The sequence below is a fragment of the Pseudomonas sp. B40(2017) genome (genome assembly GCF_002112855.1).
Taxonomy (GTDB): Bacteria; Pseudomonadota; Gammaproteobacteria; order Pseudomonadales; family Pseudomonadaceae; genus Aquipseudomonas; species Aquipseudomonas pharyngis.
In genome coordinates this window covers 139,080-162,499 of sequence record NZ_NEIT01000007.1, presented here as the reverse complement: position 1 = coordinate 162,499, position 23,420 = coordinate 139,080, and the positions used below count along the sequence as shown (strand labels likewise).

The following is a 23,420-nucleotide window of genomic DNA, read 5'->3' as shown; positions in this document are numbered from 1 at the left end:
AAGTAGCCGCCATAAAAATCATATTCAGGAACCGATTATGACCGTGGCCAAATCTTCGTTCGACATCAGCGCCAACTTCGACAGCGGCAACATCCAAGTCATCGACATCAGCAATCCGCTCAACCCGGTTCTGGCAATTCGGCCAGATACCCGCAGCGGCCATTTCCAGTGGTTCCACTTCAAGGCCAGCGGCCTGCACGTTCATCAGGAACACTGGTTCCGTCTGGTCAACGCCAGTCAGTCCTCCTACAACAAAGCCTGGACCGGCTATCAGGCGGTCGCCTCTTACGATCACGTCAACTGGTTCCGCATTCCGACCCAATTCGAAGGCGACAGCCTGCGCTTCTGCCTCGAAGCCGAGCAGACCCACGCCTGGTTCGCCTACTTCGAGCCCTACAGCCGTGGCCGTCATGACTGGCTGATCGAGCAGGCGCTGACCAAGGCCGGCACCGAACTGCTGGCCACTGGCAAAAGCGTCGAAGACCGCGACATTCAACTGCTGCGCAAAGGCACTGGCGCCGAAGGTCGCCGCAAGATCTGGATCATCGCCCAGCAGCATCCCGGCGAGCACATGGCCGAGTGGTTCATGGAAGGCGTGATCGAACGCCTGGAACATCATGACGATCCAGTGCTGAACAAACTGCTGGCCAGCGCCGATCTGTACCTGGTGCCGAACATGAACCCGGACGGCGCCTTCCACGGTCACCTGCGCACCAACGCCATGGGCCAGGACCTGAACCGCGCCTGGCAGAACGCCAGTCAGGAAGTCAGCCCCGAAGTACTTTTCGTACAACAGCAAATGGAAAAGTACGGCGTCGATCTGTTCCTCGACGTACACGGCGACGAAGAAATCCCCCACGTGTTCACCGCCGGCTGCGAAGGCAATCCGGGTTACACCCCGCGGATCGAGAAACTCGAAGAACACTTCCGCAGCCACCTCAAGCACACCACCAAAGATTTCCAGACCAAGTATGGCTACACCCGCGATGAACCGGGCCAGGCCAACATGACCCTGGCCTGCAACAGCGTCGGCCAGAAGTTCGACTGCCTGTCACTGACCCTGGAAATGCCGTTCAAGGATCACGATGATGCGCCGAATCCGCTCACCGGCTGGTCGGGCAAGCGCTCGAAGCAACTGGGCAAGGACGTGCTGACCACCATCGCGGACATGGTCGACACCCTGCGCTGATCGCCCCTGAGTTTCGCTTCACAAAAGATCGCAGCCTGTCTGCGATCTTTTTTTTTGCGCCGACTTTTACTCAATCAGGTTGCAAATCAAAACCGGATTACTTACCGTCATTAAAGTTTCAAATTGAAACCTGAAAGGAACCGGGACATGAGAACTGCAACACTCGATAAAGGTGTCGTGCTGCTTTTTGCCATCGCTTGCGGCCTCGCGGTGGGCAACGTGTATTACGCCCAGCCGCTGCTGGATGCGATGGCCGAAGCCTTCGAGATCTCGCCGGGCAGCATCGGCATCGTCATGACCTTGACCCAGGTCGGCTACGGCTTCGGACTGTTATTGCTCGTACCCCTCGGCGATCTGCTCAACCGCCGGCGGCTGATCGTCACGCAAACACTGTTGTCCGCCGCAGCCTTACTGATGATTGCTCTGGCCTCGAACAGCACCTGGCTGCTGATCGGCGTCACCCTGACCGGCCTGCTGGCCGTGGTCACCCAGGTGTTGGTCGCCTACGCCGCAACTCTCGCGGTCCCGGCACAACGCGGAAAGGTAGTCGGCGTGATCACCAGCGGCATCGTCGTCGGCATTCTGCTGGCGCGCACGGTGGCCGGCGGCATGGCTGATCTGGCCGGCTGGCGCTCGATCTATCTGCTGTCAGCGGGATTGACGCTGGTGATGGCTGTGTTGCTGTTTCGGGTGTTGCCCAAGGATGAAGAAGCACGACCGACCACGCATTACGTGGCATTGATCGCCTCAGTGTTCAGCCTGTTTCGTGAAGAACCGGTGCTGCGCCAACGGGCGATCCTCGCCCTGCTCACCTTCGCCAGCGCCATGGTGCTGTGGACGCCGATGGTGTTGCCGCTGGCCGCCCCGCCGCTGTCGCTTTCCCACAGTGAGATCGGATTGTTCGGACTCGCCGGCGCGGCGGGTGCACTCGCCGCCGCCAGAGCCGGACACCTGGCGGATCGAGGATGGGGGCAATGGGTCAGCGGTCTGTCGCTGCTGCTGATGCTGGGCTCGTGGCTGCCAATCGCACTCACCCATTTATCACTATGGGCGCTACTGCTTGGCGTCATCACTCTGGATCTGGGCTTGCAGGCCGTGCACGTCACCAGCCAGAGCCTGATCTACAGCGTCCGCCCGGAGGCGCAGAGCCGACTGACCGCCGGCTACATGCTGTTTTACTCAATTGGCAGCGCCTTGGGCTCAATCGCCTCGACGGCCATGTACGCCTGGGCAGGATGGCCGGGCGTGTGCTGGCTGGGTGCCGCAATCAACACGGTCGCGCTGCTTTATTGGTGGAGCACTGTGGCCAAACAGAAACGTGGCGAGGCGGCTTGCGCCCTCGCCACGTCGGACTGACACACGATCAACCGCGATTGCGTCCCCGCAGCATGCTGTCGAGCACCTCGTCGCGGCGCACCCAGCCATGGAACAGCGCCGCCGCCAGGTGCAGCAGCACGGTCAGGAACAGCAGATACGCCAGATACCCATGAGCCTTGCGCAGCAACGCGAACACCTGCGCATCCGCCGGCACGATCGACGGCAATTGCAGGGACGTGCCGAGCATCACCGGATCCCCCGCCGCGCTGATCATCGCCCAGCCGAGCAGCGGCAATACCAGCATCAGCGCGTACAGCAACAGATGAGAGGCCTTGGCCGCCATCACCTGCCAGCCCGGCAGATCCGCCGGCAGCGGCGGCTGACGAGTGCCCAGTCGCACCAGAATGCGCACGATCACCAAAGCGAGTATCGCGATGCCCAACGGTTTATGCAGGTTGATCAACCATTCATGCCGCGCCGACACCGAGGTCACCATACCGGCGCCGATGAACAACATCGCGATGATCATCAGCGCCATCAACCAGTGCAGCAACCGCGCCAGCGGATTGAAATGAGTCGGTTGCGTGCTCATGGGCGAGCCTCCTTTTTGCCGGTGGGCAGTTGGCTGACTTCGCTGGTGCGACGCAGGTAGGAATCGGCGTAACCGGCCGAGCGCGCGGCGAGCAGCGGATCGTCGGAACCCTGAATGCCGGCCGGCAGCACCAGCGGATCGTAGTTGATGTCACGGCATTCGCCGCTGAGCTGCGGCTGGGTCTTTTCCAGCACCAGGGTGCCGGCGTTCAATACCTTGCGACCGGCGGGCCAGGTCTTGCTCGCATCGTTCACCGGATCGTCGGCATTGGCCAAGGTGATGTTCAACTGAAAACGCAGCGGCCCCTCCGCCAGGCGCTGCACCAGGTCTTTTTCAAGGAAGTCGCTACCTTCAGGCGCGGTCGCACCGGCAGCGTCCTGGGCCAGAGGCGTCATGCTCCAGCGTACCGCCTGCTTCTTGCCGCTGGCATCCACCAGATAGAACGCGTTGACGCTGTTGTAGGTTTCCGTCGCGTAACTGGCCGAGGGCTTCGCGGTTTTTATCCAGGTCAGAAACGGCACGGCTTCCGGATGTGAGGCAAAAAATGCCGGCACCTTGGTCGGATCCGGTTTACCGGTGGCGGGATCCGGCGATTGCGCCTGCTGCAACTGATAGAACGCCTCGGGCGTGCCGACCGGGAACACCGGCATGCTGTTCATCCCGGTGCGCCACTGCTGGCCGTTGGCCTGAGTGAAACGCAGCGCCAGGCTGCGGATCGGTACGGCGCTGTCCGGCGCATACGGACTGCCGGCCGGCAACGCAAAGCGCCCGACCACCGGAGTGCGCGGCTCGTTGAACACTTGCGCGACAGAATACGAGCGAGCCTCGCCGCTGCTCTCGAAATGTCCGATCACGCACACACCTTTGGCGTGATTGCGGCGAAAGCCCGGATGCACGCCGTTGTTCTTTTCCAGCACATCGACCAGCGCTTTTGGCGTCAGGCGTTGTGGGTCAAATGAACCATGAACGTAGGCAAACGCCCCGGCCAGGGCTGCGACTACCACGGCGATTCCGCCAAGACGCAACACCAGGCTCGCGGCACTCAGTGGCGGGCGTTGTGGCCCGCCGGGCGATGAACTGCGATCAACCATGAAGCACTCCAGGGCCATCGGCCACAAGTAGGAAGAATCAGCAAGACGCACACCATCGGGATTTATTCCACGGCCCGGTATTTATTTTTCAGAACGTGGAATAACCTCCAATGCCGGGCGTCTTCCTAGTCCACAGCGTAGCGACTAGCAGAACTTCATGAGCGAATTCGACGAACAACTGCGAGAAATAATCCCCAGATTGCGGCGTTTTGCCGTGTCGTTGACTCGCAACGGCAGCAGCGCCGACGACCTGGTACAGGCCAGTCTGGAGCGCGCGCTGTCGGGTTGGGGTGACAAACGCGCCGACGGTGATCTGCGCGCCTGGCTGTTTTCGATCCTGTACCGGCAGTTTCTCGATGCGCACCGGCGTTCGCGGCGTTATGCGCGGATGCTCGAATTCTTCACCGGACGCGATGACGCCGAGCCCTCGGTGGAACGCACCGTCATTGCCCAATCGACTTTGAAGGCCTTCGACCGACTGCCCACCGAACAGCGCGCGCTGCTGCTGATGGTGTCGGTCGAAGGCCTGACCTATAAGGAGGTCGCCGAGATTCTCGGCGTCCCCACCGGCACCGTGATGTCGCGCCTGTCCCGTGCTCGCCAGGCCCTGCGCCAGCTCAGCGACGGGGAAATCAGCAGCCCTTCCTTGCGGATACTCAAATGATCAGTCTGCCCCCCAACGAACGTGACCTGCACGCCTACGTCGACCATCAGCTCAGCGAATCCGACCGTCATGTGCTGGAAACCTGGCTCGCCAGTCACCCGGACGAAGCGGCGCAGGTTCGCGCCTGGCAACAGGACGCCCAGCACCTGCGCGCCGCCCTCGGCGGCGCCTTGCAACAGCCGGCCAATCCGGACCTCGATCCGGCGCTGATCCGTCAGCGCCTCAAACGCCAATCGCGCCGCCAGTGGGCCAGCGCGGCGGTGCTGCTGATTGCCGTCAGCCTCGGCGGTGTCGGTGGCTGGAAGGCCCGGGACATGACCGTGTTTCATCCCCCGGCACCGATGACGGACGCCTTGCAGGCGTACCGTTTGATCGCCCAGCAAGGGCTTCTGCCGGCGGACTACAAGGTCGATGGCGACGGTGACATCCAGCGCTGGCTCGACCGTTATTTCACTCAGGCCAATCGCCTGCCGGACCTGACGTCGGCCGGTTTTGCACCGGTCAGCGGCCGTCTGCTGAGCACCGATGAAGGCCCGGCGGCGATGGTGATGTATGAAGACCAGAGCGGGCACAAGGTCAGTTTCTATGTGCGTCCACCGGGACCGAAAAATACCTTCCTGCCCCGGGGCAGCCGCCAGGACGGGGATCTGCAGGCCGAGTACTGGTCCGGCAAAGGCTACAACTACGCGATGGTCAGTCCGACCGACACCCCGGCGGCAAAAATGCTCAAGCAATCCCTGAGCTTCTAGCCGGTTCAGAACCCCACATCCAGCACCACATTGTCCAGGTAGGTTCCGGCGGGCGGTGTGGTCTGGTCGGTGTAAATTTTCGCGTTGTAGTTGAAGATCTGGCTGCCGGTGCCCAACCCGTTGCCGGGGTTGACCTCGGCATCGCTGCTGGCCCGGCGAGCCGCGCCGACACTGCCCCAACGGGTGGTCCCGGCACTCTTGAAAATGTCGTAGGCCAGATAGTTGCTGCCGGAAATCATCCGCCGTCGTCCGCCAACGCTCAGCGCATTCTGCCCGTCGTTCAGCCCCACGGTGTAGGCACTGCCCTTGGTGCAGGCGAGGTTGATGGTCTGCCCGGTCACCGGGGTAAACGCGCTGACCACCGGTGCGCTGCCGAAAGCGATGTTCGGCGCGGTGATGGTGCAATCGTTGGACACCGTCAGGTTGACCGTCAGTGTCGTGGTACCGCTGTTGATGTCGCGGCCCAGGCAAAGCCCGCCGACACCGATGCCCGAACAATAATTCCAGTTCCAGAAAATGCTCAGGGTCTCGGTATACACGCCGGCCGCCACGTTGCTGCCGATGGTGGTACCGAAATAGAGCGGAACGGTTTTCGGCACAGTACCGCCGAGCAAACCGAGGGCGTCGATGATGCCGTTACGGGCGAAGTCATAGGCGGTGCCCCGCGTCAGCGGGTAACTGGTGCTGTTGTTGGCGTAGATCGTGTAACCGATCACGTCGCCGGAGGGCCCGAGCAAACCGCTCTGGGTCGAGGTGACGGTGGCCCAGAAATGATCACTGTTGGTCAACAGCGACAGCAGCGAACCGGTGCAACTCAAGCCTCCGTTCAGGGTAGAACTGGGTTGCGAGGTGGTGCGCACGGCGATCGAACTGATGTTGCCGAACCCGGCCGGCGTGGTGGTCACCACCGAACACAGCGCCTGCGCCAGCCCCGGCAGCAGCAACAACAGCCACAGAGCAAGCCGCGCCCGGATCATTGGCACACCAACGGGCCGATCAGCGGCACTTCATCCTGCTGCAGATCGACGCTGAATTGCGCCTGGCAGGCCTTGCCGTCCGCGAGAGTCACCCGCAGCGAATTCTGCGCCTGGAGGTTTTCCAGGTAGACCAGTCCGTCCCAGCCGACCACCGTCCGCGTGCCGCTCTGTTCGTGCAGCACGCCACTGCCCAGCGGCAACTCCTTTTGCTGCGCATCCACCAGCACGATGCTCGCGGCAATCACCCGGCTCAGCGGAAACTCCAGCAGATAGCCGCTGCCCCGGCGCACGGCAACGCGCTGTTCGACATTCGGGCTGCGCACGTTGGCCGGCAGGTTCAACGGATCGATTTCGTACTTGCCGCGGTAATGGGCACTGCTCCACGGCACCAGCAAATGGCCGTTGCGGTCGGTCTGGCCGACCTGCTGGTTCTCGTAACGCACCGGAATGTCCGCGTAGCCGTCGGTGCTGACCACCACGAACGCATCGTCGATGCGGTTGGCGGCGAACACTTGATCGTCCATCCACACCAGCGAGCCGCTGGCATCGGCCCAACGGGTTTCCGCGTCGGACGTGCCATAGACGCCCGCCTGCAATTGCACCGATTGCAGACGCCAGGTCACGTCAGCCTGACGGTAATCGGCGCCGTCGCCCTTGGCGTAGCCGAGATTGAAGCCCACCCCGCCCTCGGACGGCACGGCGCGGCTGTAGTTGACTCGTTGCTGCGTCTGCCCGGTCTTGCTGCGTTCGCTGCTGATGGCCAGGCTGCCGCGCAGGTCGAACGGAATCACCAGTTGCGCCTGCACCGCCCAGTTGCTGTCGCCGATTTCGCGGTTGGCCGACAGGTAGAAACTGCTGTTGCGCCACAGCGGTTTGCTCCAGCTCAGATTGAGCAACCGCGTGCGGGTTTCGTCTGCCGCGCGAATATCGAAATAACCGACGCCGAGACTGCCCCAGCGTTCGAGGTTGAGGCTCAGGGTCGCCTGCTCGCTGCGCTTGCTGAGTGTGGTGTAAGGGCTGTCGACCACGGTCAGGTCGGCGTAACGGTCGCGGCGTTGCAGGCGCTGATAGGAAAAGCTGTAGCGCTGCCCGCTGTATTGATAGCCGAGGCTGAGTTGCTGACCGCCGTCGCCGTCGAAACGGCTCTGACTGATCGCACTGTTGAGCACTCCGAAATTGCCCAGCCGCAAGTTACCGCCCAGTCCCCCAAGGGTCAGGGAATCCGCCGCCTCGGCGTGACTCTCCAGAGTAAACGTGTCGCTGACGCCGTAGCGCAGACTGCCCGAGGTCACGCCCGGTCCGTAGCTGAAGTCCTTCAGGCCATAATCCCGGCGCAACGTACCGGTAGCCACCGAAAAATCGCTCAGACCCTTTTGCAACAGGCTGCTGGTGACGTAGAACGGCACCGTGGTCGACACCTGACGGCCCAGCGCATCAGTGGTCACCACCACCGCCTCGCCCGCGCCGTTGATGAACGGAATGTTGGTCAGGGTGTACGGCCCCGGTTGCAGGTCGGTGCTGCTGGACTTGTAGCCGTTGATAAAAAGATCCACCGAGGACGGCACCGCCGCTTCCCCGGCGAACTGCGGCAGCGGATAGGTCACCAGATCCGGACGCACCGCAAAATCCCTTGAGAACTGCACACCGCCCAGCCGTACCGAACTGCTCCAGGGCAAGGCGCCGCTGACCACGTCCCCGGCCTCGTAGGTCAGCATCCGTTCATCATCGGAGTAGCGCCAGGTGGTGTCGTAACGCAGATAGCCGTTGTCCAGCGTGCTGACCGCATCCCCCGACAACGTACGGCGATATTGCCCGGTGTTCGACAACGTGCCCCAGCTGTCGAACAGCCGCACCTCGTTCCACGCCGCCAGGTAAGTGCCGGCGTCGTCGGTGTCATTGAGGTAAAGGTCATAGTTGAACAACGCGCCGAAACTGCTCAGCGCCGGGGTGCGCGGATAGACTTCGCGGTTGCCGATGAACTGCTCCGGCAGCCAGTCCGGCGGCACGTCGAGCAGCAAGCGTTGGCTGACGCTGTCGTAATCGCTGTGCAGGCCCGGCTGGCCGTCGAGATCGACTTCGGCACCGGCCTCTGCCGGCAGCTTCATGCCGGTGTCGCGTAATACGCTGGCCGGCAGGAACAGGCGCCCGCCGCGTTGCTCCACCGCCACTACATGGCCGGTATTCATCTGGTTGACCACCAGTTCCAGAAACAACTGTGCATCACTCACGGCCTCCATGCCGCTGGGAGGCGGCGGCAGTTCACCGGCCCCGGATGGATGAATGAACATCAGGCACCACGCGCCGGTCATGAGCCACAACGGACGCTGAATACGTCGAGCCCATCCTGGACTCATTAGCGTGTTACGTCCGTCAATGGACTGATTCCTCCTGAAACCGCTGGCGCCGAAGCCTGATCACTTCGACATGACTCGCTATGGCTATCGCGCCGGTGGAATGCTCTGCACCTTGGCCGCGCCATTGATCCGTCCCGCCAGCTCTCCCGCCACCGGCCCCGGTGCCGGCCAGCGCATCACCGCGCCGGGCAACACGTAACCGAGCAGGCCCTCGGCCAACGGTTTGCTTTGACCACCCTGCTTGATGGCGACATCAGTCAGCCGCGCATGAACTGCGCCCTGATTGCGCACTTCCACATAAGGACGGCCCTCCACCGCCACCGTGCGCCAGCTCAATTGCGGCAGGCCGATACCCTTGGGGTCACGCTGGCGGGCGCTGTCCTCCTTGCTCCACAAACCCGCGCCATAGGCGAACAGCGGTACCGAGTAGCGCATCTGGAAGCGGATCGCCGCAGCGGTCTTGCCGTCTTCGGCGACGGGCGGCTGAGCCGAGGGGATTTCATCGATGATGATCCGATACGCCAGCTCCTGGCCTGGCGGCACGTCCTTGGTACGGGTCAGGCGCACCAGTTGCTTCTGTCCCGGCTCGATCTTCGCCACCGGCGGGCTGCCGATCACCTCCCGCTGATTGCGGTACTGCTCTTCGAAACCGCTCTGGCTCCAGCCGAACACGCGGATCTGCAGGTTGGCGGTTTCCGTGCCGCGATTTTCCAGCCACAGCGCACTGGCCTGCTGATCGGCCTCCAATACCGGGTCGATCGGCCAGATCAGCACCGAACTGGCAGCCTGGGCCTTGAGCGTCCCGAACATGACCAGCGCCAGCACGGCGCAACACGCGAACGAATAGCGTGACGTGAAAAACCCCATAAACCTGCTCCTTGTCATTTCACATCACCACGACAGCTGCACCTGCAACACATCGCTGTATGTCCCCCCGGGTTGATTGCCCGGCAATTGCACCTGCCCGTAGATCGGCAGACTGATGTTGTTCGCATCGCTGTAGGCCACCGCCACACTCTGGCCGATGCCCAGGCTCTGGCTGTACGCCGCATCGCGAAACAGCGCATAGGCCACCTTCGCGCTGCCTCCGCTGATCTGCATGCGTCGCCCGCCGCTGTTGTATTGGCCGCCATCGACCGTCATGTTCAGCGCCACCCCCGGCGTGCATTGCAGCGTCACGCCACCGGTCAACGCGACCTGTACCGTGCCGGTGGCCAGCGCCGACCGCGAACCGAAATTCAGCCCGCCATAGTTCGATACGCCCCCCACCACCAGACAGCCCGGTGTCACCGTGGCACTGACCTGAAAACTCTGACTGGTGACCGCCGCCAACGGCAGCGGCAAGCTGCCCGCACACAGCAGCAACAGCCCCGCACAGCCATGCCGGCCCATGGCGCTAAAACGTCAGTTCAACGGAAATCGTGTCGGTGTAAGTACCCGCCGGCAGCCCGGCCTTGCCGACCGCCTGACCGTAGATGTTCACGGTCTGCGCCACACCGGTGCTGGCCGCGAGGTTGATCACCCCGTCGATGGCCAGCAATTGCGAGTGCCCGGCGTCGGTGTACAGGTCATACGGCACGTAATTGGCCACTCCGTCATACAACGCGCGAGTGCCGCCCGGCGAGAGCCCGTCATGGGCGCCCGCCCGGACCTTGACCGTCGGCGTGGTGCCAGCCGAGCACAGGATCGACAGCGCCCCGCCCCCGCCGCCCAGCACCTGTCCGGTCGCCGTGGTGAACAGGCTGTTGGCGGTGCCGAAGTTCAACGCACCGAAGTTCAGCCCGGTAGAACCGCCGGAACCGTTGACCTGGCAACTGCTGATCAGGGTCAGGCTGGAGGTGATCTGGCCGGTGACCGTGGTGGCGGCATTGACGCTGGAAGCGAGCGTCAGGCCGAGCAACGACAAAGCTATCCTTGATGCAATCGTACGCATGGTGTCCGTCCTCTACGGGGTTACCAGTCGAGCGTCACCGTCAGGGTGTCGGTATAGACACCGGCCGGTACCGCACGGGTGTTCGCCACCACCGAGCCAAATACCGGAATGGGTATCTGTGCGCCGCTGGTGACAGCGAAATTGTGTTGTTGACCAATGCTGTAGCTCTGGCTGCCGGAGGCATCGAGAAACAGCTGATAGGGAAGTGTCTGGCGCCCGTTGCTCAGGCGGCGTGTGGTGCCGTCGCCATGGGTGCCGCCGTCGATGGTCACGGTGAACCCGGTGACCGAAGGGTTACAGGCGACATTGAGCTGGCCGCTGCCCGCTTCGCTGAGGCTGGCCTTGATCGGTGCATTCCAGGTCGGGCCCTGCTGGCCGAAATCGAGTGAGCCCAGCCCGTCTACCGGGCCGGCGGGGCTGGAGGCGTTGGTCACTTCGCAGCCGGCAATCAACGTCAGCCGCGCGACGATCTGCCCACTGACTGCCGCTGGCGCGACCTCGGTGAACATCAGCAGCGTGGCTATGGCGATTACCCGCCCGTGTTTGTCCATCATTGAGCGCCTACTCCTTCAGGATCACTCGAACATTGCGCTCATCACTGAACGCCCTTCCCTGCGCCACCCGGATCCAGCGGATGGCTGAAAAAACGCCGCGATCACCAGGTGACCGTCACCTTCACCAGATCCGAATACCGGCTGACCCAAGGCACTTCTGCCATCCGTTCGATCCGCCCGTATAGCGGCAAGTCCACCGTGCCGCTGTCCGGCACCCGGCCACTGACCGGCACATCCACCACCAGCGGCACCCGCCGCGCAGGGTCCTGATACAGGCGATAGGGAATCGGCTTGCTGCCGGCCTCTCCCGCCATATAACGCACCTCGCCGACGCCACCGTGCAGGCCGCCATCGACACGCAACTGGTACGGGGTGTCCGGGTTGCATTCCAGACGCGGCAGGCGCGAATTCGTCAGCGCCGCACCGAGTAGCCCGTCCCGGTCGCCGAGCCGCGCCGTGGTGCCGAAGTCGAGTACGCCCAGTTGTTCGATACCGGCCTCGCGTTGCTGGCCAATCAACTGGCAACCGCGCTGCACATCGACCCGCACCTCGACCTGAAGATCGGCGGCGTGGGCCGGTGCCGCGAGCCCGCTCAGCAATGCCCAGACCATCCCTGCTTTCACCGCCCGCTCCTTGATCGCGACGGCGTATCTGCCGTTACAGTGTTTCAGGTTAGCAACGGACGCCGATTGCGCCAGTCGATTGGATCCAGGCAACCGCCGGGATTTGTTTCGAAAGGTTGGCAACAGGTCGATTCATAATGTTGAAAAAACCTGTACATGCCGCAGATTAATGTCCGGGAAAACGATAAAGCGCAGTGGAAGCAAAACTACCCGTCTGGTTACACTACGCCGCCGCGCTCGCGGGGAGCCGGCCCGATGATGACGGAGTGATTGCAGTGCCCGCCCGACCGCCCGAACGTTCGCGTCTGACCCATCGCTGGTCAGCCTTGCGCCGCCTCCTCGGCAAACGCTCCAGTACCGCTGCGGGCCAGTGCGCTGCCAGCGCGCAATCGGTCCGCGACTACTTCCGGCAAAAGGCCCACGGCCAGGGCTACACCCTCAGCCACAGCCAGCAGCGGGTCATCGACTGCATGGCGCAGCAGGCCGGCCTGTTGTTCGGCACCCCTGCGCAAACCCCGCCCAGCCTGTATCTGCACGGGGCGGTCGGGCGCGGCAAAAGCTGGCTGCTGGACGGATTCTTCGAGGCGTTGCCGATTGCGCAAAAGCGCCGTCTGCACTTCCATGGGTTCTTCGCCCAGTTGCACCAAGGCATGTTCGAGCATCGTGACTGCGACGATGCCTTGGCCGTTACCCTCGATGCGCTGCTGCTGGACTGTCGGGTGCTGTGTTTCGATGAATTTCATGTGCATGACATCGGCGATGCAATGCTCATCACCCGCTTGTTCAAGGCGCTGTTCAAGCGCGGGATCCTGCTGTTGGTGACTTCCAACTACCCGCCCGAAGGCTTGCTGCCCAACCCGCTGTACCACGCGCGGTTCAAACCGGTGATCGACCTGATCAATGCGCGCATGCAGGTCATGGAAGTCGGCGGCCCGCACGATTACCGCAGCCAGGCGCGTCGGCATGCGCATCAGGTGTTCACCCAAGGCTATTACGTCTGGCCGGCCACCCCGGCGCAGCGCCAGGCTTTGAAGCTGCCGCCACTCGGCACCACGCCGTTGCCATTGGCAGTCGGCAGCCGCCATTTGCAGGCGCGGCTGTGCGAAGACCGGCGTGTCGGGTTTACCTTCAACGACCTCTGCGAACAGCCCACCGCCGTGATGGACTATCTGGAACTGTGCCGGCGCTTCGACCACTGGATCATCGATGAGCTGCCGGAGTTGGGCGAGTGTTCGATCGCCGCCCAGCAACGCTTCATCAATCTGATCGACGTGCTCTACGACCAGGACAAACACCTGACCCTGCTCGGCCAGCTCCCGTTGCGTGAAAGCCTCGGCGGCCAGGCGATCGATCTGGCCCGCACCCGCAGCAGGCTCGGGCAATTGCGCGAAGTGCACGAACCGGGCTGATTTGCCGTTATCATGCCGCCCATTTCCGGCGCTCTGTCGCCTTCCAGATAGCGATCCTTTTCATGCACACCCTTGCACAACTGCGCGCCGGCGAACTGTCGGGCATCACCCGGCTCGACCTGGCTGAAGGCCTGACTGAATTTCCGGCGGAGATTTTCAACCTCGCCGACACGCTGGAAGTGCTCAACCTCAGCGGCAATGCCCTGAGCAGCTTGCCGGACGACTTGCACCGCCTGACACGCCTGCGCGTGCTGTTCTGCTCGGACAATCAGTTCACCCGGTTGCCGGCGTGCCTGGGCCAGTGTCAGGCGCTGACGATGATCGGTTTCAAGGCCAACCGGATCACCCAGGTGCCCGGCGCGGCGCTGCCGCCGCAGTTGCGCTGGCTGATCCTGACCGACAACGCCATCGAAACCCTGCCCACCGAACTGGGCGAACGTCCGCTGTTGCAAAAGCTCATGCTCGCCGGCAATCGCCTGCGCACGCTGCCGCCGTCACTGAGCCAGTGCCATCGGCTGGAACTGATCCGTATTGCCGCCAACCAGTTGACCGAGCTGCCGCAATGGCTGCTGACCTTGCCGAGCCTGACCTGGCTGGCCTACGCCGGCAATCCGCTGGAAACCGAAGCCGATGCCGACGCGCTCAACAACGCGCCCCTGATCGACTGGTCGGCGCTGCAGCTGGAGCAACGGCTGGGCGAAGGCGCTTCCGGGGTGATTTACCGGGCGCAGTGGCAGTCTGCGGACCAGTCGGCCACGCCGGTGGCGGTCAAGTTGTACAAGGGTGAGATGACCAGCGACGGCTCGCCGCTGCATGAAATGAACGCGTGCATCACCGCCGGGATGCACCCGAACCTGATCCGCGTCGAAGGCCGCATCGACCAGCATCCCGATGGTCAGCAAGGCCTGGTGATGCAACTGATCGATTCGAGTTACCGCAACCTGGCCGGACTGCCGAGCCTGGCGTCCTGTTCACGGGATGTGTATGCCGATGATTGCCGTTTCAGTGCCGACGTCGCCCTGCGTATTGCCCGGGGCATTGCCTCGGTCGCCGGGCATCTGCACCGTCACGGCATCACCCATGGCGATCTCTACGGACACAACATTCTGTTGAACGATCAGGGCGATTGTCTGCTGGGGGATTTTGGCGCGGCATCATTCCATGCCACGGCGGACACGCCTGAAACCCGTGCACTGCAGCGCCTCGAAGTGCGGGCGTTCGGGATTTTGCTGGGGGAACTGCTGGCACGCATCGACTCGGGGTTGAGCGATGAACAACGTCAGGCGCTGGAGGCCCTGGAACAGCAGTGCTGTCAGCCGGACGTGCTGGCACGGCCGGGGTTCGGCGAGATCGTTGAGGTGCTGCAACAGTAATGACCGCTGCGCGATCAATCGCGAGCAGGCTCGCTGCCACAATCGACTTGTATCACCCCTGTAAAGGGTCACTGATCAAATGTGGGAGCGAGCCTGCTCGCGATTGCAGCGTTACTGACTCGAAAAATCAGCCGGCCAGACCGACGAACATGTCCTGCACATCGTCATGGTTGTCCAGGCCTTCGAGGAACGCCTCGACTTCAGCCATCTGCTCGTCGCTCAGACCGCTGACCGGGTTCTTCGGCTGGTAGCCGAGTTTGGCCGACAGCACGGTGAAGCCTTGTTCCGGCAGGGCTTTCTGCACGGCATCGAGGTCGGTCGGATCGGTCAGGAACAGGGTCGCACCCTCTTCGCCCGCTTCGAAATCCTGCGCGCCGGCTTCGATCGCGGCCATTTCCGGATCGGCGTCCGGGGTGTCCGGCGACGCTTCGATCATGCCGACATGGTTGAAGTCCCAGGCAACGGAACCGGAAGCACCCAGTTGACCCTTGCGGAACGCCACGCGGATTTCCGCCACGGTGCGGTTGATATTGTCGGTCACGCACTCGACGATCAGCGGCACCTGATGCGGTGCGAAGCCTTCGTAGGTAACGCGATGGTATTGCACGGTTTCGCCCAGCAGCCCAGCACCCTTCTTGATGGCACGGTCCAGGGTTTCCTTGGGCATCGAGGCTTTCTTGGCCTGTTCGACCACCAGACGCAGGTGTGCGTTGGTGGCGGTATCGGCACCGTTACGCGCAGCAATGGTGATTTCCTTCACCAGTTTGCCGAAGATCTTGCCCTTGGCGTTGGCTGCCGCTTCTTTGTGTTTAACCTTCCACTGTGCGCCCATTACTCACTCTCTTGATCTGTGGCGCCGAGACATCTATTGGCCGACGCATGGCGGCAAGTTTATACGGCCTAAAGTCGGCAATCGACCAAAAAATCCGCTGCGGATCGACATCTTCTACGCGCCTTGTAGGGCGATTCTGAAAAACCGGTTTGCCATGTCCAATCAACGTCGCGTTTTCGTACCCTCTGTCGCCCGTATTGCCAGAACAGAGCCTGCCCGAATGCTCAATGACAAGGAAAGTCCGTTTTCACTGACCCTGGCCGAAGGCGGGATAAGCCTGCCGGTGCTGCGCTTCAGCGGTCATGAAGCGCTGAATCAGCCTTATCGGTTTGAAATCGAGGTCATGGGCCTGGCGCCCGCCTGGTCACCCGGCACGCTGCTGCATCAGGCGGCGTTTCTGCATCTGGACGACGACCACGGAGTTCACGGCGTCATTCAAAGTGCCAGCTGCGAACATCGCGCAACGCACCGGATCGCCTACCAACTGGTGCTGATGCCGCATCTGCAAGCGCTGGAGCAACATCCCGTACGCCGGGTCTTCACGCAACTGAGCGTGCCGGCCATCCTTGAGCAACTGTTGATCGAACATCACCTGCCCGCCCACAGCTACCGGATCGAGATGACCGTCGGCCACTATCCGCCGCGTCCGTTCTGCATTCAGTACGACGAAACCGATTTGGCCCTGTTGCAACGGCTTTGCGAAGAGGAAGGCATTCACTACCACTTCGAACATCAGCCGGACGGCCATGTGGTGGTGTTCGCCGATGACAGCCTGAGCCTGCCACAGCAACTGACGGCGATTCCTTTCAACACCCAGCTCGATGCGCCAACCAGCGGCCTCAGCAGCCTGTTCCAGCGGCATGAGGCGGTACTGCCTCCGATGCCTGCCGGCGTACGAGAGCGAGGGCGACCGATCAAGGGTCAGGAGGCCGCCAATCACACGCTGGGCAGTGCCGTCGCCCCACAGGAGTCTCTGCCAACTGCGCAACGTCACGCCACCCAGCGCAGTCGCCGTCTGCTCGAGCGCCAACGCTGCCGGTCGCGCTCGATTCAGGGCCGCAGCGATTGTCTGCGCCTGCTCAGCGGGCGCCTGTTGCAAGTCACGGAGCACCCGGTAAACGCCTTCAACGAGCAGTGGCTGATCACCGAGGTGCGTCATCAAGGCCAGCAACCTTCGATTCTCGACCCAGTGCCGACGGTTCGCCGCTATCACAACGACTTCACGGCGCTGCCCTGGTCGACCCCGTTTCGCCCGCCGCCGAAACAACCGCGTCCGCGCATTCCGGGGTATCACCCGGCGCAATTGCTCGGTGCGCCGGGGCAACCGGCGCAGGTGGACGATCAGGGACGCATGGCCGTCCGGTTATGGCCGGAGCATTCACGTAACGGTGCAAGCGAAGGGCTGTGGCTGCCGTTGGTCATGCCCCATGCCGACGCCTGCGTGCCTCGGGAAAATCTTCCCTGCGCCGGCAGCGAAGTCTGGGTCAGTTTTCTCGACAGCGATCCCGACCGACCGATCCTCTGCCTCGACGCCTGCCGGCCCCAACCGGCACAACCGAGAGAAACCGAGCCCGACGAGGACCTGTTGCTCGACTGGCTGCTCAACCGCTCCACCCCGCCGCGCTGACGCTCACGCCTTGTCGGCCTTGCCCGCCGCCGCCGCGAATTTCGCCAGACGCACGTCAAGGTGCCGGGGTCGCCGACCGTGATCCTCGGCGCGCTCCTTGCGGCGAATGGCGTTGCGCACCATCAGCGAGCCAAGGTAGCGGATCGGCTCCGGCGGAAAGTAACCCAGCGGCCCGTTGACCAGCGGCGAGCGTGTCCATGGGTTGTCGAGGCCCTGCACCAGCGAAGCGAGGATCTGCCCGCCCATGTGGCACGGCCCGACGCCGCTGCCGGAATAACCGAAACCGTAGAACACATTCCCGCTGGCACTCATCCGGCCGAAGAACGGCAGGCCGGTGACCGAGCGATCCGAGGGGCCGTTCCAGGTTGCGTCGACTTTCACATCGGCAAAGGCCGGGAAGAAGTCGTCGAGGCTGCGCTTGAGCAACCCGGTATAGGGCGAGGGCTGGTCGAACACCGGCAACATCCGCCCGCCGTAAGCGAAGGTATTGCCGCCCTTGCCGAGCATGATCCGGCCGTCCGGGGTGTTGTGGTAGTAGTGCACGAAAATCCGCGAATCGAGCACGGTCACGCCGCTGGTCAAACCGATTTCCTGCAACAGATCCGGACGCGGTTCGGTGATCAGCATGTCGCTGGAGACGATCGCCACACTGCGCTCGAACTGCGGGAACGCGCGGGCCATCCACGCGTTCATCGCCAGCACCACGCGGTCGGCGGTCACCCGGCCGCGCGCCGTGTGAAGGCGCGCCGGACGGCCCTCCTCCAGCCCGGTCATTGCCGTGCCTTCATGAATCCGCACGCCCAACTGCAACGCCACCTGGCGCAAGCCGCGCACCAGTTTGCCCGGCTGCACGCTGGCGGCGGACGGCGAGAACCAGCCTTCCAGGTGTTTTGCCGATCCGGCCATGCGCTGTACATCAGCGACCGGCCGCTGGGTAAACGAGTTGATGCCGTTGCGCTCCAGCGCCGCAATCACCGCATCGGTCGAGCCGCATTGCGCGCGGTTGGTCGCGGTGTAAAGCGTGCCGTCGAGGCGGTAATCGGCGTCGATGCCGTACTGCTCGCAGAACTCGCCGATGGCGTGGATGCTGCGCTCGGATTCCTTGACCAGCCGCACCGCCTCTTCGACGCCGAACAGTCGTTCCAGAGTGAAGTACTTCGCCGACCACGACAGCGCACAGCCGCCGTTGCGCCCACTGGCGCCGGCGCCGCAAATGTCGGCTTCGATCAGCAACACATCGAGTTCGGGGTTCTGCTGCTTGAGCATGATCGCCGTCCACAACCCGGTGTAACCGCCGCCGACGATGCACACGTCGGTGCGCACATCGCATTGCAGCGGCGGGCAAGGTTCGGACGTGTCGAGCTGCAAAGCCTGCTCCAGCCAAAACGGTCTCATGAAAATTCTCCAGTCAGTCGGCCACGGCACAGCCTGCCGCGAATGCCGCAGCAGGCCGCGAGGTGAGGGTTTTCAGTTACGCAGGGGTTTGATGGTCAGGGCGCGGTTGGGCACGTAGGCACGTGGTTCCATGACGCCGACCGGGCGGCTGTTCCAGTGCGGAATCAGCACCAGCGCCGAAAACAGCGCGCAACCGGCGAACACGATGAACACCGTCACCGAGTCGAAGTAACCCGGCAGCAAACCACCGAGCACAGCACCGACCGAGCCGCAGCCGTTGACGAATCCCGCCGCCGTGGCGCCGGCCCTGGCCTTGCCGAAATCGATCGCGGCCGCGCCGCTGATCATCGAGTCCGGGCCGTACAGGGTCAGGCCCATCACAAACAACAATGCGACCACCAGCATCACGCTGCCGGTGTGCAAGGCGCCCATGAACAGCGCGAGGGTCACGGTCAGCGCCAGCAGACTCAACACGCAGGCCGGCATGCGTCGGGCGCCGAACAGTTTGTCCGAGGCCAGGCCGATCATGATCGGACCCAGCAGGCCCGCCAGTTCAAATGCCGTTGGAATGATCGCCGCACCGACCTTGCCGACCGAAGGCATCTGCTCGAACACAATCACCGGGCCCCACAGCAGAATCGCGTAACGCGCCGGTTTCAGCAGGAAATACGCCAGACCCAGCACCAGCACCGTGCGGTTACGGAGGATTTCCTTGAGTGGCTCCCAGACGCTGAGTTTGCTGTTGGCTTCGGCCTCTTCGGCGCTGATCACCGGCTCCGGCTCCACGGCGGGCAGGCCGACGTCTTCCGGTTTGTCGCGCTGAAAGATGAAGAACAACACCGCCACCACCGCGACCACTGCCGCACTGGAAATGAACGCCGCATGCCACGATCCAATCAGCGTGTACGCCCACCAGCCGGCGAACGGCGACGCCACCAGACCGCCGAATGCATAGCAGGAACTCCACAACCCGAGCACGCGCCCGCGTTGTTCGGAAGGGAAGAAACTGCCGAGGTTCTTGCACAACCCCGACCAGCCGGTGGACTGCGCCAGCCCCTGAATCAGCATGCAGGTGGCGAAGATCGGCAAGGTCGCGAAACTGCCCATCACCAGCGCCGCAGCGGCGGAAATCAGCAAACCGCCAAGGACAACAACCCGAGGACCGAAGCGGTCGGCGAGCATGCCCCAGGTGAACTGGCCGATGGCGTAGGCCGCCAGGTAAATCGCGTCGAGATTGGCCATGGCCATTTTGTCGAGGGTGAAGCTGGGGTCTTCGGCGATGCCCAGTTTGGCCACCGAAAAGGCTTTGCGGGTGAAATAGAACGCGGCGTAAGCGAGCCAGGTGACAGCGAAGATCTGCATGCGCCAACGCGCAAGGGTGCCGATGTGCTTGTTCATTGTGGTTCTGACCTCAGGGTGTGAGTGTGCCGGCAGAATCGATAAGTAAACGCCTGTGTTTTTTATTGTTGAGCACTGCGATATCACCCCGTCCCTTCGGCGATACCGGTCAGATGAGTCCTGGTGTTGCACGCACAGGCTCATGGCCAGCGTCGCTGCCCGACCGGGCAGTCAGCGTTGGCGTGAGCCGATCAAAGCAATTACTGTTTAATAAATAAAATCGATTTATCGTATTTCACACATAAGCTCAGCTTGTTACTGGAGTCAGAACATGTCGGTTTCCCATGCCCAGCTCAAAGCCTTTCACGCCGTGGCCGTGCACGGAAGCTTCACCAAGGCCGCCGAGCGGCTTTATCTGACGCAGCCGGCGATTTCCGACCAGGTGCGCAAGCTGGAAGAACGCTTCGGTGTGTTGCTGTTCCATCGCAACAAGCGCTCGGTGCGCCTGACCGATTTGGGCGAACGCTTGCTGGCGATCACCCAGCGTCTGTTTGTGGTCGAGGCCGAAGCTCAGGAGCTGTTGCAGGAGTCTCAGGCGTTGCAGACCGGCAGCCTGATTCTGGCGGTGGATGCCCCGGTGCATGTGCTGCCGCAGATCGCCCGGTTTTGTGAGCGCTATCCGGGGATCAGCGTGAAGATCGAGACCGGGAATACCGATGAATCGCTGTTTCGACTGTTCAACTATCAGGCGGATCTGGCGTTGCTTGGGCGCGACGTCAGCGATGAACGTCTGCTGTGCGTGCCGCTGCGCAACGATCCGATGGTGGCGTTCGTCTCGCGCCATCACCCGTGGGCCGAGCGTGAATCGATCTGTCTGGAAGATCTGGACGACACGCCGCTGGTGCTGCGCGAACACGGCTCGGTGACCCGCCAGACCCTGGAAGAAGAAATGGCGCGCGCCGGTTTCCGCATCCGCCCGGCGATTCAGGTCGAAGGCCGGGAAGCGGCGCGGGAGGCGGTGGTGGTGGGGATTGGCGTGGGGGTGGTGTCGGCGGCGGAGTTTGGTGCGGACTCACGGGTTTGCGCACTGCCGATCACCGATTGCACCCGGCGCTTGACCGAGACACTGGTGTGCCTGCGCGAACAGAGTTCGCGGCGGGTGGTGGCGACGTTTCTCGAAATGGTGCGCGAAAGCCTCGTCTAGATCGTTCCCACGTCGAGGCGTCGAACCGTCCGCGTGGGAACGATCTGGTGGGTATCAGTTGCGGGCCAATCCGAAAAACGCCTGAATCAACCGCAATTCCCGCCGGCGCTCCACGCAGCCGATCATGTGCCGGTTCACCAGCCCTTCTCCGGCAATGGGAATCGCGACGACACGGGGGTCATGGCTGACCTCAACCGACGACACCACCCCAACCCCCAACTCAGCCGCCACCGCTTCCGTCACCGCCTCGCGACTGTCCAGTTCGAGCAACACCCGTGGGCTGACCGATGCCTGCGCACAGGCCTGATCAAACGTGCGCCGGGTAATCGAACTCGGCTCGCGCAAGACCATGATCACCTGATCCAGCTCCTTGAGCCTGACCTCGCCACTGCGTGAAGACCATGGATGCCCCGCCGGCACCAGCGCGCAGATCCGCGATTCACTCAATGCTTGCAGATGTAGCCCTTTGCGCGGCTCGACCTCGGTCAGCACCGCCACATCGGCATGCTCGGACAACAACGCCGCCAACGTTTCCTGAGCGTTGCCCAACCGCAGATTCACCGTGATCCCCGGATAGCGCGCCCGCAGGCTGGCCAGCATCGGCATGACCATGTGCGGACCGTCCGCCGCCACCTCAAGGCGTCCGGTCAGCAACTGCCGATTGGCTTCCAGCAACGCTTGGGCCTCTTCGGCCATGCCGAACATCGCCCGGGTGATCGCCGCCAGTTTGGTGCCCTCCTCGGTCAGCTCGACCCGTCGCGCCGTGCGTCGCAACAGGGTGATCTGGTAATGCTCCTCCAGCGCCTTGATATGTCCGGTGACCGCCGGCTGGCTGATGAACAACCGCGCGGCGGCACGGGTGAAGCTGCCTTCACGGGCCACGGCGTCGAAGGCGCGGAGCTGGAACAGGTTCATGAATAACCCTCACTGATGGCTGGCATAACAACAAACAATTTGATTGATGATCCGCCCAATTGCAACGTAGGCGCCGTAGCTTCATCCCACAGCGCAATCGCGAGGACACACGAATGAGTACTGCCGCACCCATCCTGCTCACTCCCGGCCCGTTGACCACTTCGGCCCGCACCCGCCAGGCGATGATGGTCGACTGGGGTTCATGGGATGACCGCTTCAACCAACTGACTGCCAGCCTGTGCGAACAACTGCTGGCGATCCTCAACGGCGCCGCCACCCACCACTGCGTACCGTTGCAGGGCAGCGGAACATTCGCCGTCGAAGCCGCGATCGGCACCCTTGTCCCTCGCGACGGTAAGGTGCTGGTACTGATCAACGGCGCCTACGGCAAGCGTCTGGCGAAAATCTGCGAAGTGCTCGGCCGCTCGTTCAGCACCTTTGAAACCGCTGAAGACGAACCGACCACCGCCGCCGACGTCGACCGCCTGTTGTGCGCCGACAGCGACATTACCCACGTAGCGCTGATCCACTGCGAAACCAGCACCGGCATCCTCAACCCGCTGCCGGAAATCGCTCAGGTCGTCGAACAACACGGCAAACGCCTGATCATTGATGCAATGAGCTCGTTCGGCGCGTTACCGGTGGATGCACAGAAAATCCCGTTCGACGCGCTGATCGCCGCCTCCGGCAAATGCCTGGAAGGCGTGCCGGGCATGGGTTTCGTTTTTGCCCGCAAGGACTCGCTGGCCGCAGCCGCCGGCAATTCGCATTCGCTGGCGATGGACCTGTTCGATCAGCACAGCTACATGAAGAAGACCGGCCAATGGCGCTTCACCCCGCCGACCCACGTGGTCGCCGCGCTGCACGAGGCGCTGCTGCAATACAACGAAGAAGGCGGCCTGCCCGCGCGGCATGCGCGTTACGCCGCCAACTGCCAGGCGCTGATGGAAGAGATGGGCAAACTCGGCTTGCGCAGTTTCCTGCCTGCTGCGATTCAGGCGCCGATCATCGCGACCTTCCACGCACCGAAAGATCCGCGCTACCAGTTCAAGGACTTCTACGAACGGGTCAAGGCCAAGGGTTACATCCTCTACCCCGGCAAGCTGACCCAGGTCGAAACCTTCCGTGTCGGCTGCATCGGCCACGTCACCCCGGCGCAGATGCGCGAAGCCGTCGCGGCGGTGGGTGAAGTGCTGCGCGAGATGGAAGTCCTGGAAATTTAAGCAACACCACAAATCCCCTGTGAGAGCGGGCTTGCTCCCACAGGTACACCGAACGCCCAAA

22 protein-coding genes are annotated in these 23,420 nt (G+C 62.9%); 9 read left to right on the top strand and 13 right to left on the bottom strand.

What is annotated here, in order from left to right; translation table 11 throughout:
* Window positions 1-37: 37 nt before the first annotated feature.
* Complete coding sequence (locus CAF76_RS20695) at window positions 38-1,189, top strand: M14-type cytosolic carboxypeptidase (protein ID WP_085648256.1); 1,152 nt, start codon at window positions 38-40, stop codon at window positions 1,187-1,189.
* A gap of 147 nt (window positions 1,190-1,336) precedes the next feature.
* On the top strand, window positions 1,337-2,545 hold the full coding sequence (locus CAF76_RS20690; protein ID WP_085648255.1) for an MFS transporter: 1,209 nt from the start codon (window positions 1,337-1,339) through the stop codon (window positions 2,543-2,545).
* Between the two features lie 7 nt (window positions 2,546-2,552).
* Here CAF76_RS20690 and CAF76_RS20685 read toward each other — a convergent pair whose 3' ends face one another.
* Window positions 2,553-3,098, bottom strand: coding sequence for a cytochrome b (locus tag CAF76_RS20685; protein WP_011335009.1), 546 nt, complete (start codon window positions 3,096-3,098; stop codon window positions 2,553-2,555).
* Window positions 3,095-4,189: a catalase family peroxidase gene (locus CAF76_RS20680; RefSeq protein ID WP_064597803.1), complete on the bottom strand. Its 1,095-nt coding sequence runs from the start codon at window positions 4,187-4,189 to the stop codon at window positions 3,095-3,097. The genes CAF76_RS20685 and CAF76_RS20680 overlap by 4 nt, the downstream gene beginning before the upstream one ends.
* 157 nt (window positions 4,190-4,346) lie before the next feature.
* Between CAF76_RS20680 and CAF76_RS20675 the strand changes: the two genes are divergently transcribed.
* Both CAF76_RS20675 and CAF76_RS20670 read left to right on the top strand, forming a co-directional pair.
* Entirely contained in the window at window positions 4,347-4,853 is a 507-nt protein-coding gene (locus CAF76_RS20675; protein ID WP_085612697.1) for an RNA polymerase sigma factor, read from the top strand.
* Window positions 4,850-5,602 (top strand): anti-sigma factor, encoded by a 753-nt coding sequence (locus tag CAF76_RS20670; protein ID WP_085612698.1) that lies wholly within the window; start codon window positions 4,850-4,852, stop codon window positions 5,600-5,602. The genes CAF76_RS20675 and CAF76_RS20670 overlap by 4 nt, the downstream gene beginning before the upstream one ends.
* Window positions 5,603-5,607: 5 nt before the next feature.
* On the opposite strand, the gene CAF76_RS20665 is transcribed toward CAF76_RS20670, so the two are convergent.
* From CAF76_RS20665 to CAF76_RS20635, 7 genes are all read right to left on the bottom strand, one after another.
* The gene (locus tag CAF76_RS20665) at window positions 5,608-6,579 is read right to left on the bottom strand and encodes a spore coat U domain-containing protein (protein ID WP_085648254.1); all 972 of its coding nucleotides are present in this window, start codon (window positions 6,577-6,579) and stop codon (window positions 5,608-5,610) included.
* On the bottom strand, window positions 6,576-8,933 hold the full coding sequence (locus CAF76_RS20660; RefSeq protein WP_085648253.1) for a fimbria/pilus outer membrane usher protein: 2,358 nt from the start codon (window positions 8,931-8,933) through the stop codon (window positions 6,576-6,578). The genes CAF76_RS20665 and CAF76_RS20660 overlap by 4 nt, the downstream gene beginning before the upstream one ends.
* A gap of 84 nt (window positions 8,934-9,017) precedes the next feature.
* Window positions 9,018-9,800, bottom strand: a complete 783-nt coding sequence (locus CAF76_RS20655; RefSeq protein WP_039767533.1) for a molecular chaperone — start codon at window positions 9,798-9,800, stop codon at window positions 9,018-9,020.
* Window positions 9,801-9,824: 24 nt separating this feature from the next.
* Window positions 9,825-10,325, bottom strand: a complete 501-nt coding sequence (locus CAF76_RS20650; protein WP_064597816.1) for a spore coat U domain-containing protein — start codon at window positions 10,323-10,325, stop codon at window positions 9,825-9,827.
* A 4-nt stretch (window positions 10,326-10,329) separates the two neighbouring features.
* The gene (locus CAF76_RS20645; protein ID WP_064597818.1) at window positions 10,330-10,866 is read right to left on the bottom strand and encodes a spore coat protein U domain-containing protein; all 537 of its coding nucleotides are present in this window, start codon (window positions 10,864-10,866) and stop codon (window positions 10,330-10,332) included.
* Window positions 10,867-10,886: 20 nt separating this feature from the next.
* Complete coding sequence (locus tag CAF76_RS20640) at window positions 10,887-11,420, bottom strand: spore coat U domain-containing protein (RefSeq protein ID WP_085648252.1); 534 nt, start codon at window positions 11,418-11,420, stop codon at window positions 10,887-10,889.
* A 101-nt stretch (window positions 11,421-11,521) separates the two neighbouring features.
* Window positions 11,522-12,031: a spore coat U domain-containing protein gene (locus CAF76_RS20635; protein WP_085648251.1), complete on the bottom strand. Its 510-nt coding sequence runs from the start codon at window positions 12,029-12,031 to the stop codon at window positions 11,522-11,524.
* A gap of 287 nt (window positions 12,032-12,318) precedes the next feature.
* On the opposite strand from CAF76_RS20635, the gene zapE reads away from it, so the two are divergent.
* Window positions 12,319-13,452 (top strand): cell division protein ZapE, encoded by a 1,134-nt coding sequence (zapE, locus tag CAF76_RS20630; RefSeq protein WP_064597824.1) that lies wholly within the window; start codon window positions 12,319-12,321, stop codon window positions 13,450-13,452.
* A gap of 62 nt (window positions 13,453-13,514) precedes the next feature.
* Complete coding sequence (locus CAF76_RS20625; RefSeq protein ID WP_085648250.1) at window positions 13,515-14,825, top strand: leucine-rich repeat-containing protein kinase family protein; 1,311 nt, start codon at window positions 13,515-13,517, stop codon at window positions 14,823-14,825.
* Between the two features lie 127 nt (window positions 14,826-14,952).
* Here the strand turns inward: CAF76_RS20625 and CAF76_RS20620 are convergent, their stop codons facing one another.
* Entirely contained in the window at window positions 14,953-15,657 is a 705-nt protein-coding gene (locus CAF76_RS20620; RefSeq protein WP_011335021.1) for a YebC/PmpR family DNA-binding transcriptional regulator, read from the bottom strand.
* A gap of 220 nt (window positions 15,658-15,877) precedes the next feature.
* Between CAF76_RS20620 and CAF76_RS20615 the strand changes: the two genes are divergently transcribed.
* Complete coding sequence (locus CAF76_RS20615; RefSeq protein ID WP_085648249.1) at window positions 15,878-17,284, top strand: type VI secretion system Vgr family protein; 1,407 nt, start codon at window positions 15,878-15,880, stop codon at window positions 17,282-17,284.
* Between the two features lie 3 nt (window positions 17,285-17,287).
* Here CAF76_RS20615 and CAF76_RS20610 read toward each other — a convergent pair whose 3' ends face one another.
* Both CAF76_RS20610 and CAF76_RS20605 read right to left on the bottom strand, forming a co-directional pair.
* Entirely contained in the window at window positions 17,288-18,685 is a 1,398-nt protein-coding gene (locus CAF76_RS20610; protein ID WP_178076191.1) for an FAD-dependent oxidoreductase, read from the bottom strand.
* Window positions 18,686-18,751: 66 nt separating this feature from the next.
* Window positions 18,752-20,077, bottom strand: coding sequence for an MFS transporter (locus tag CAF76_RS20605; RefSeq protein WP_085648247.1), 1,326 nt, complete (start codon window positions 20,075-20,077; stop codon window positions 18,752-18,754).
* Between the two features lie 271 nt (window positions 20,078-20,348).
* Here CAF76_RS20605 and CAF76_RS20600 point away from each other — a divergent pair, with 271 nt between their 5' ends.
* Entirely contained in the window at window positions 20,349-21,221 is an 873-nt protein-coding gene (locus CAF76_RS20600) for a LysR family transcriptional regulator (protein ID WP_064380790.1), read from the top strand.
* 54 nt (window positions 21,222-21,275) lie between these two features.
* Here the strand turns inward: CAF76_RS20600 and CAF76_RS20595 are convergent, their stop codons facing one another.
* Window positions 21,276-22,136: a LysR substrate-binding domain-containing protein gene (locus tag CAF76_RS20595; protein WP_085648246.1), complete on the bottom strand. Its 861-nt coding sequence runs from the start codon at window positions 22,134-22,136 to the stop codon at window positions 21,276-21,278.
* Window positions 22,137-22,249: 113 nt separating this feature from the next.
* Between CAF76_RS20595 and CAF76_RS20590 the strand changes: the two genes are divergently transcribed.
* Window positions 22,250-23,359: a 2-aminoethylphosphonate--pyruvate transaminase gene (locus tag CAF76_RS20590; protein WP_085648245.1), complete on the top strand. Its 1,110-nt coding sequence runs from the start codon at window positions 22,250-22,252 to the stop codon at window positions 23,357-23,359.
* Window positions 23,360-23,420: the final 61 nt, after the last annotated feature.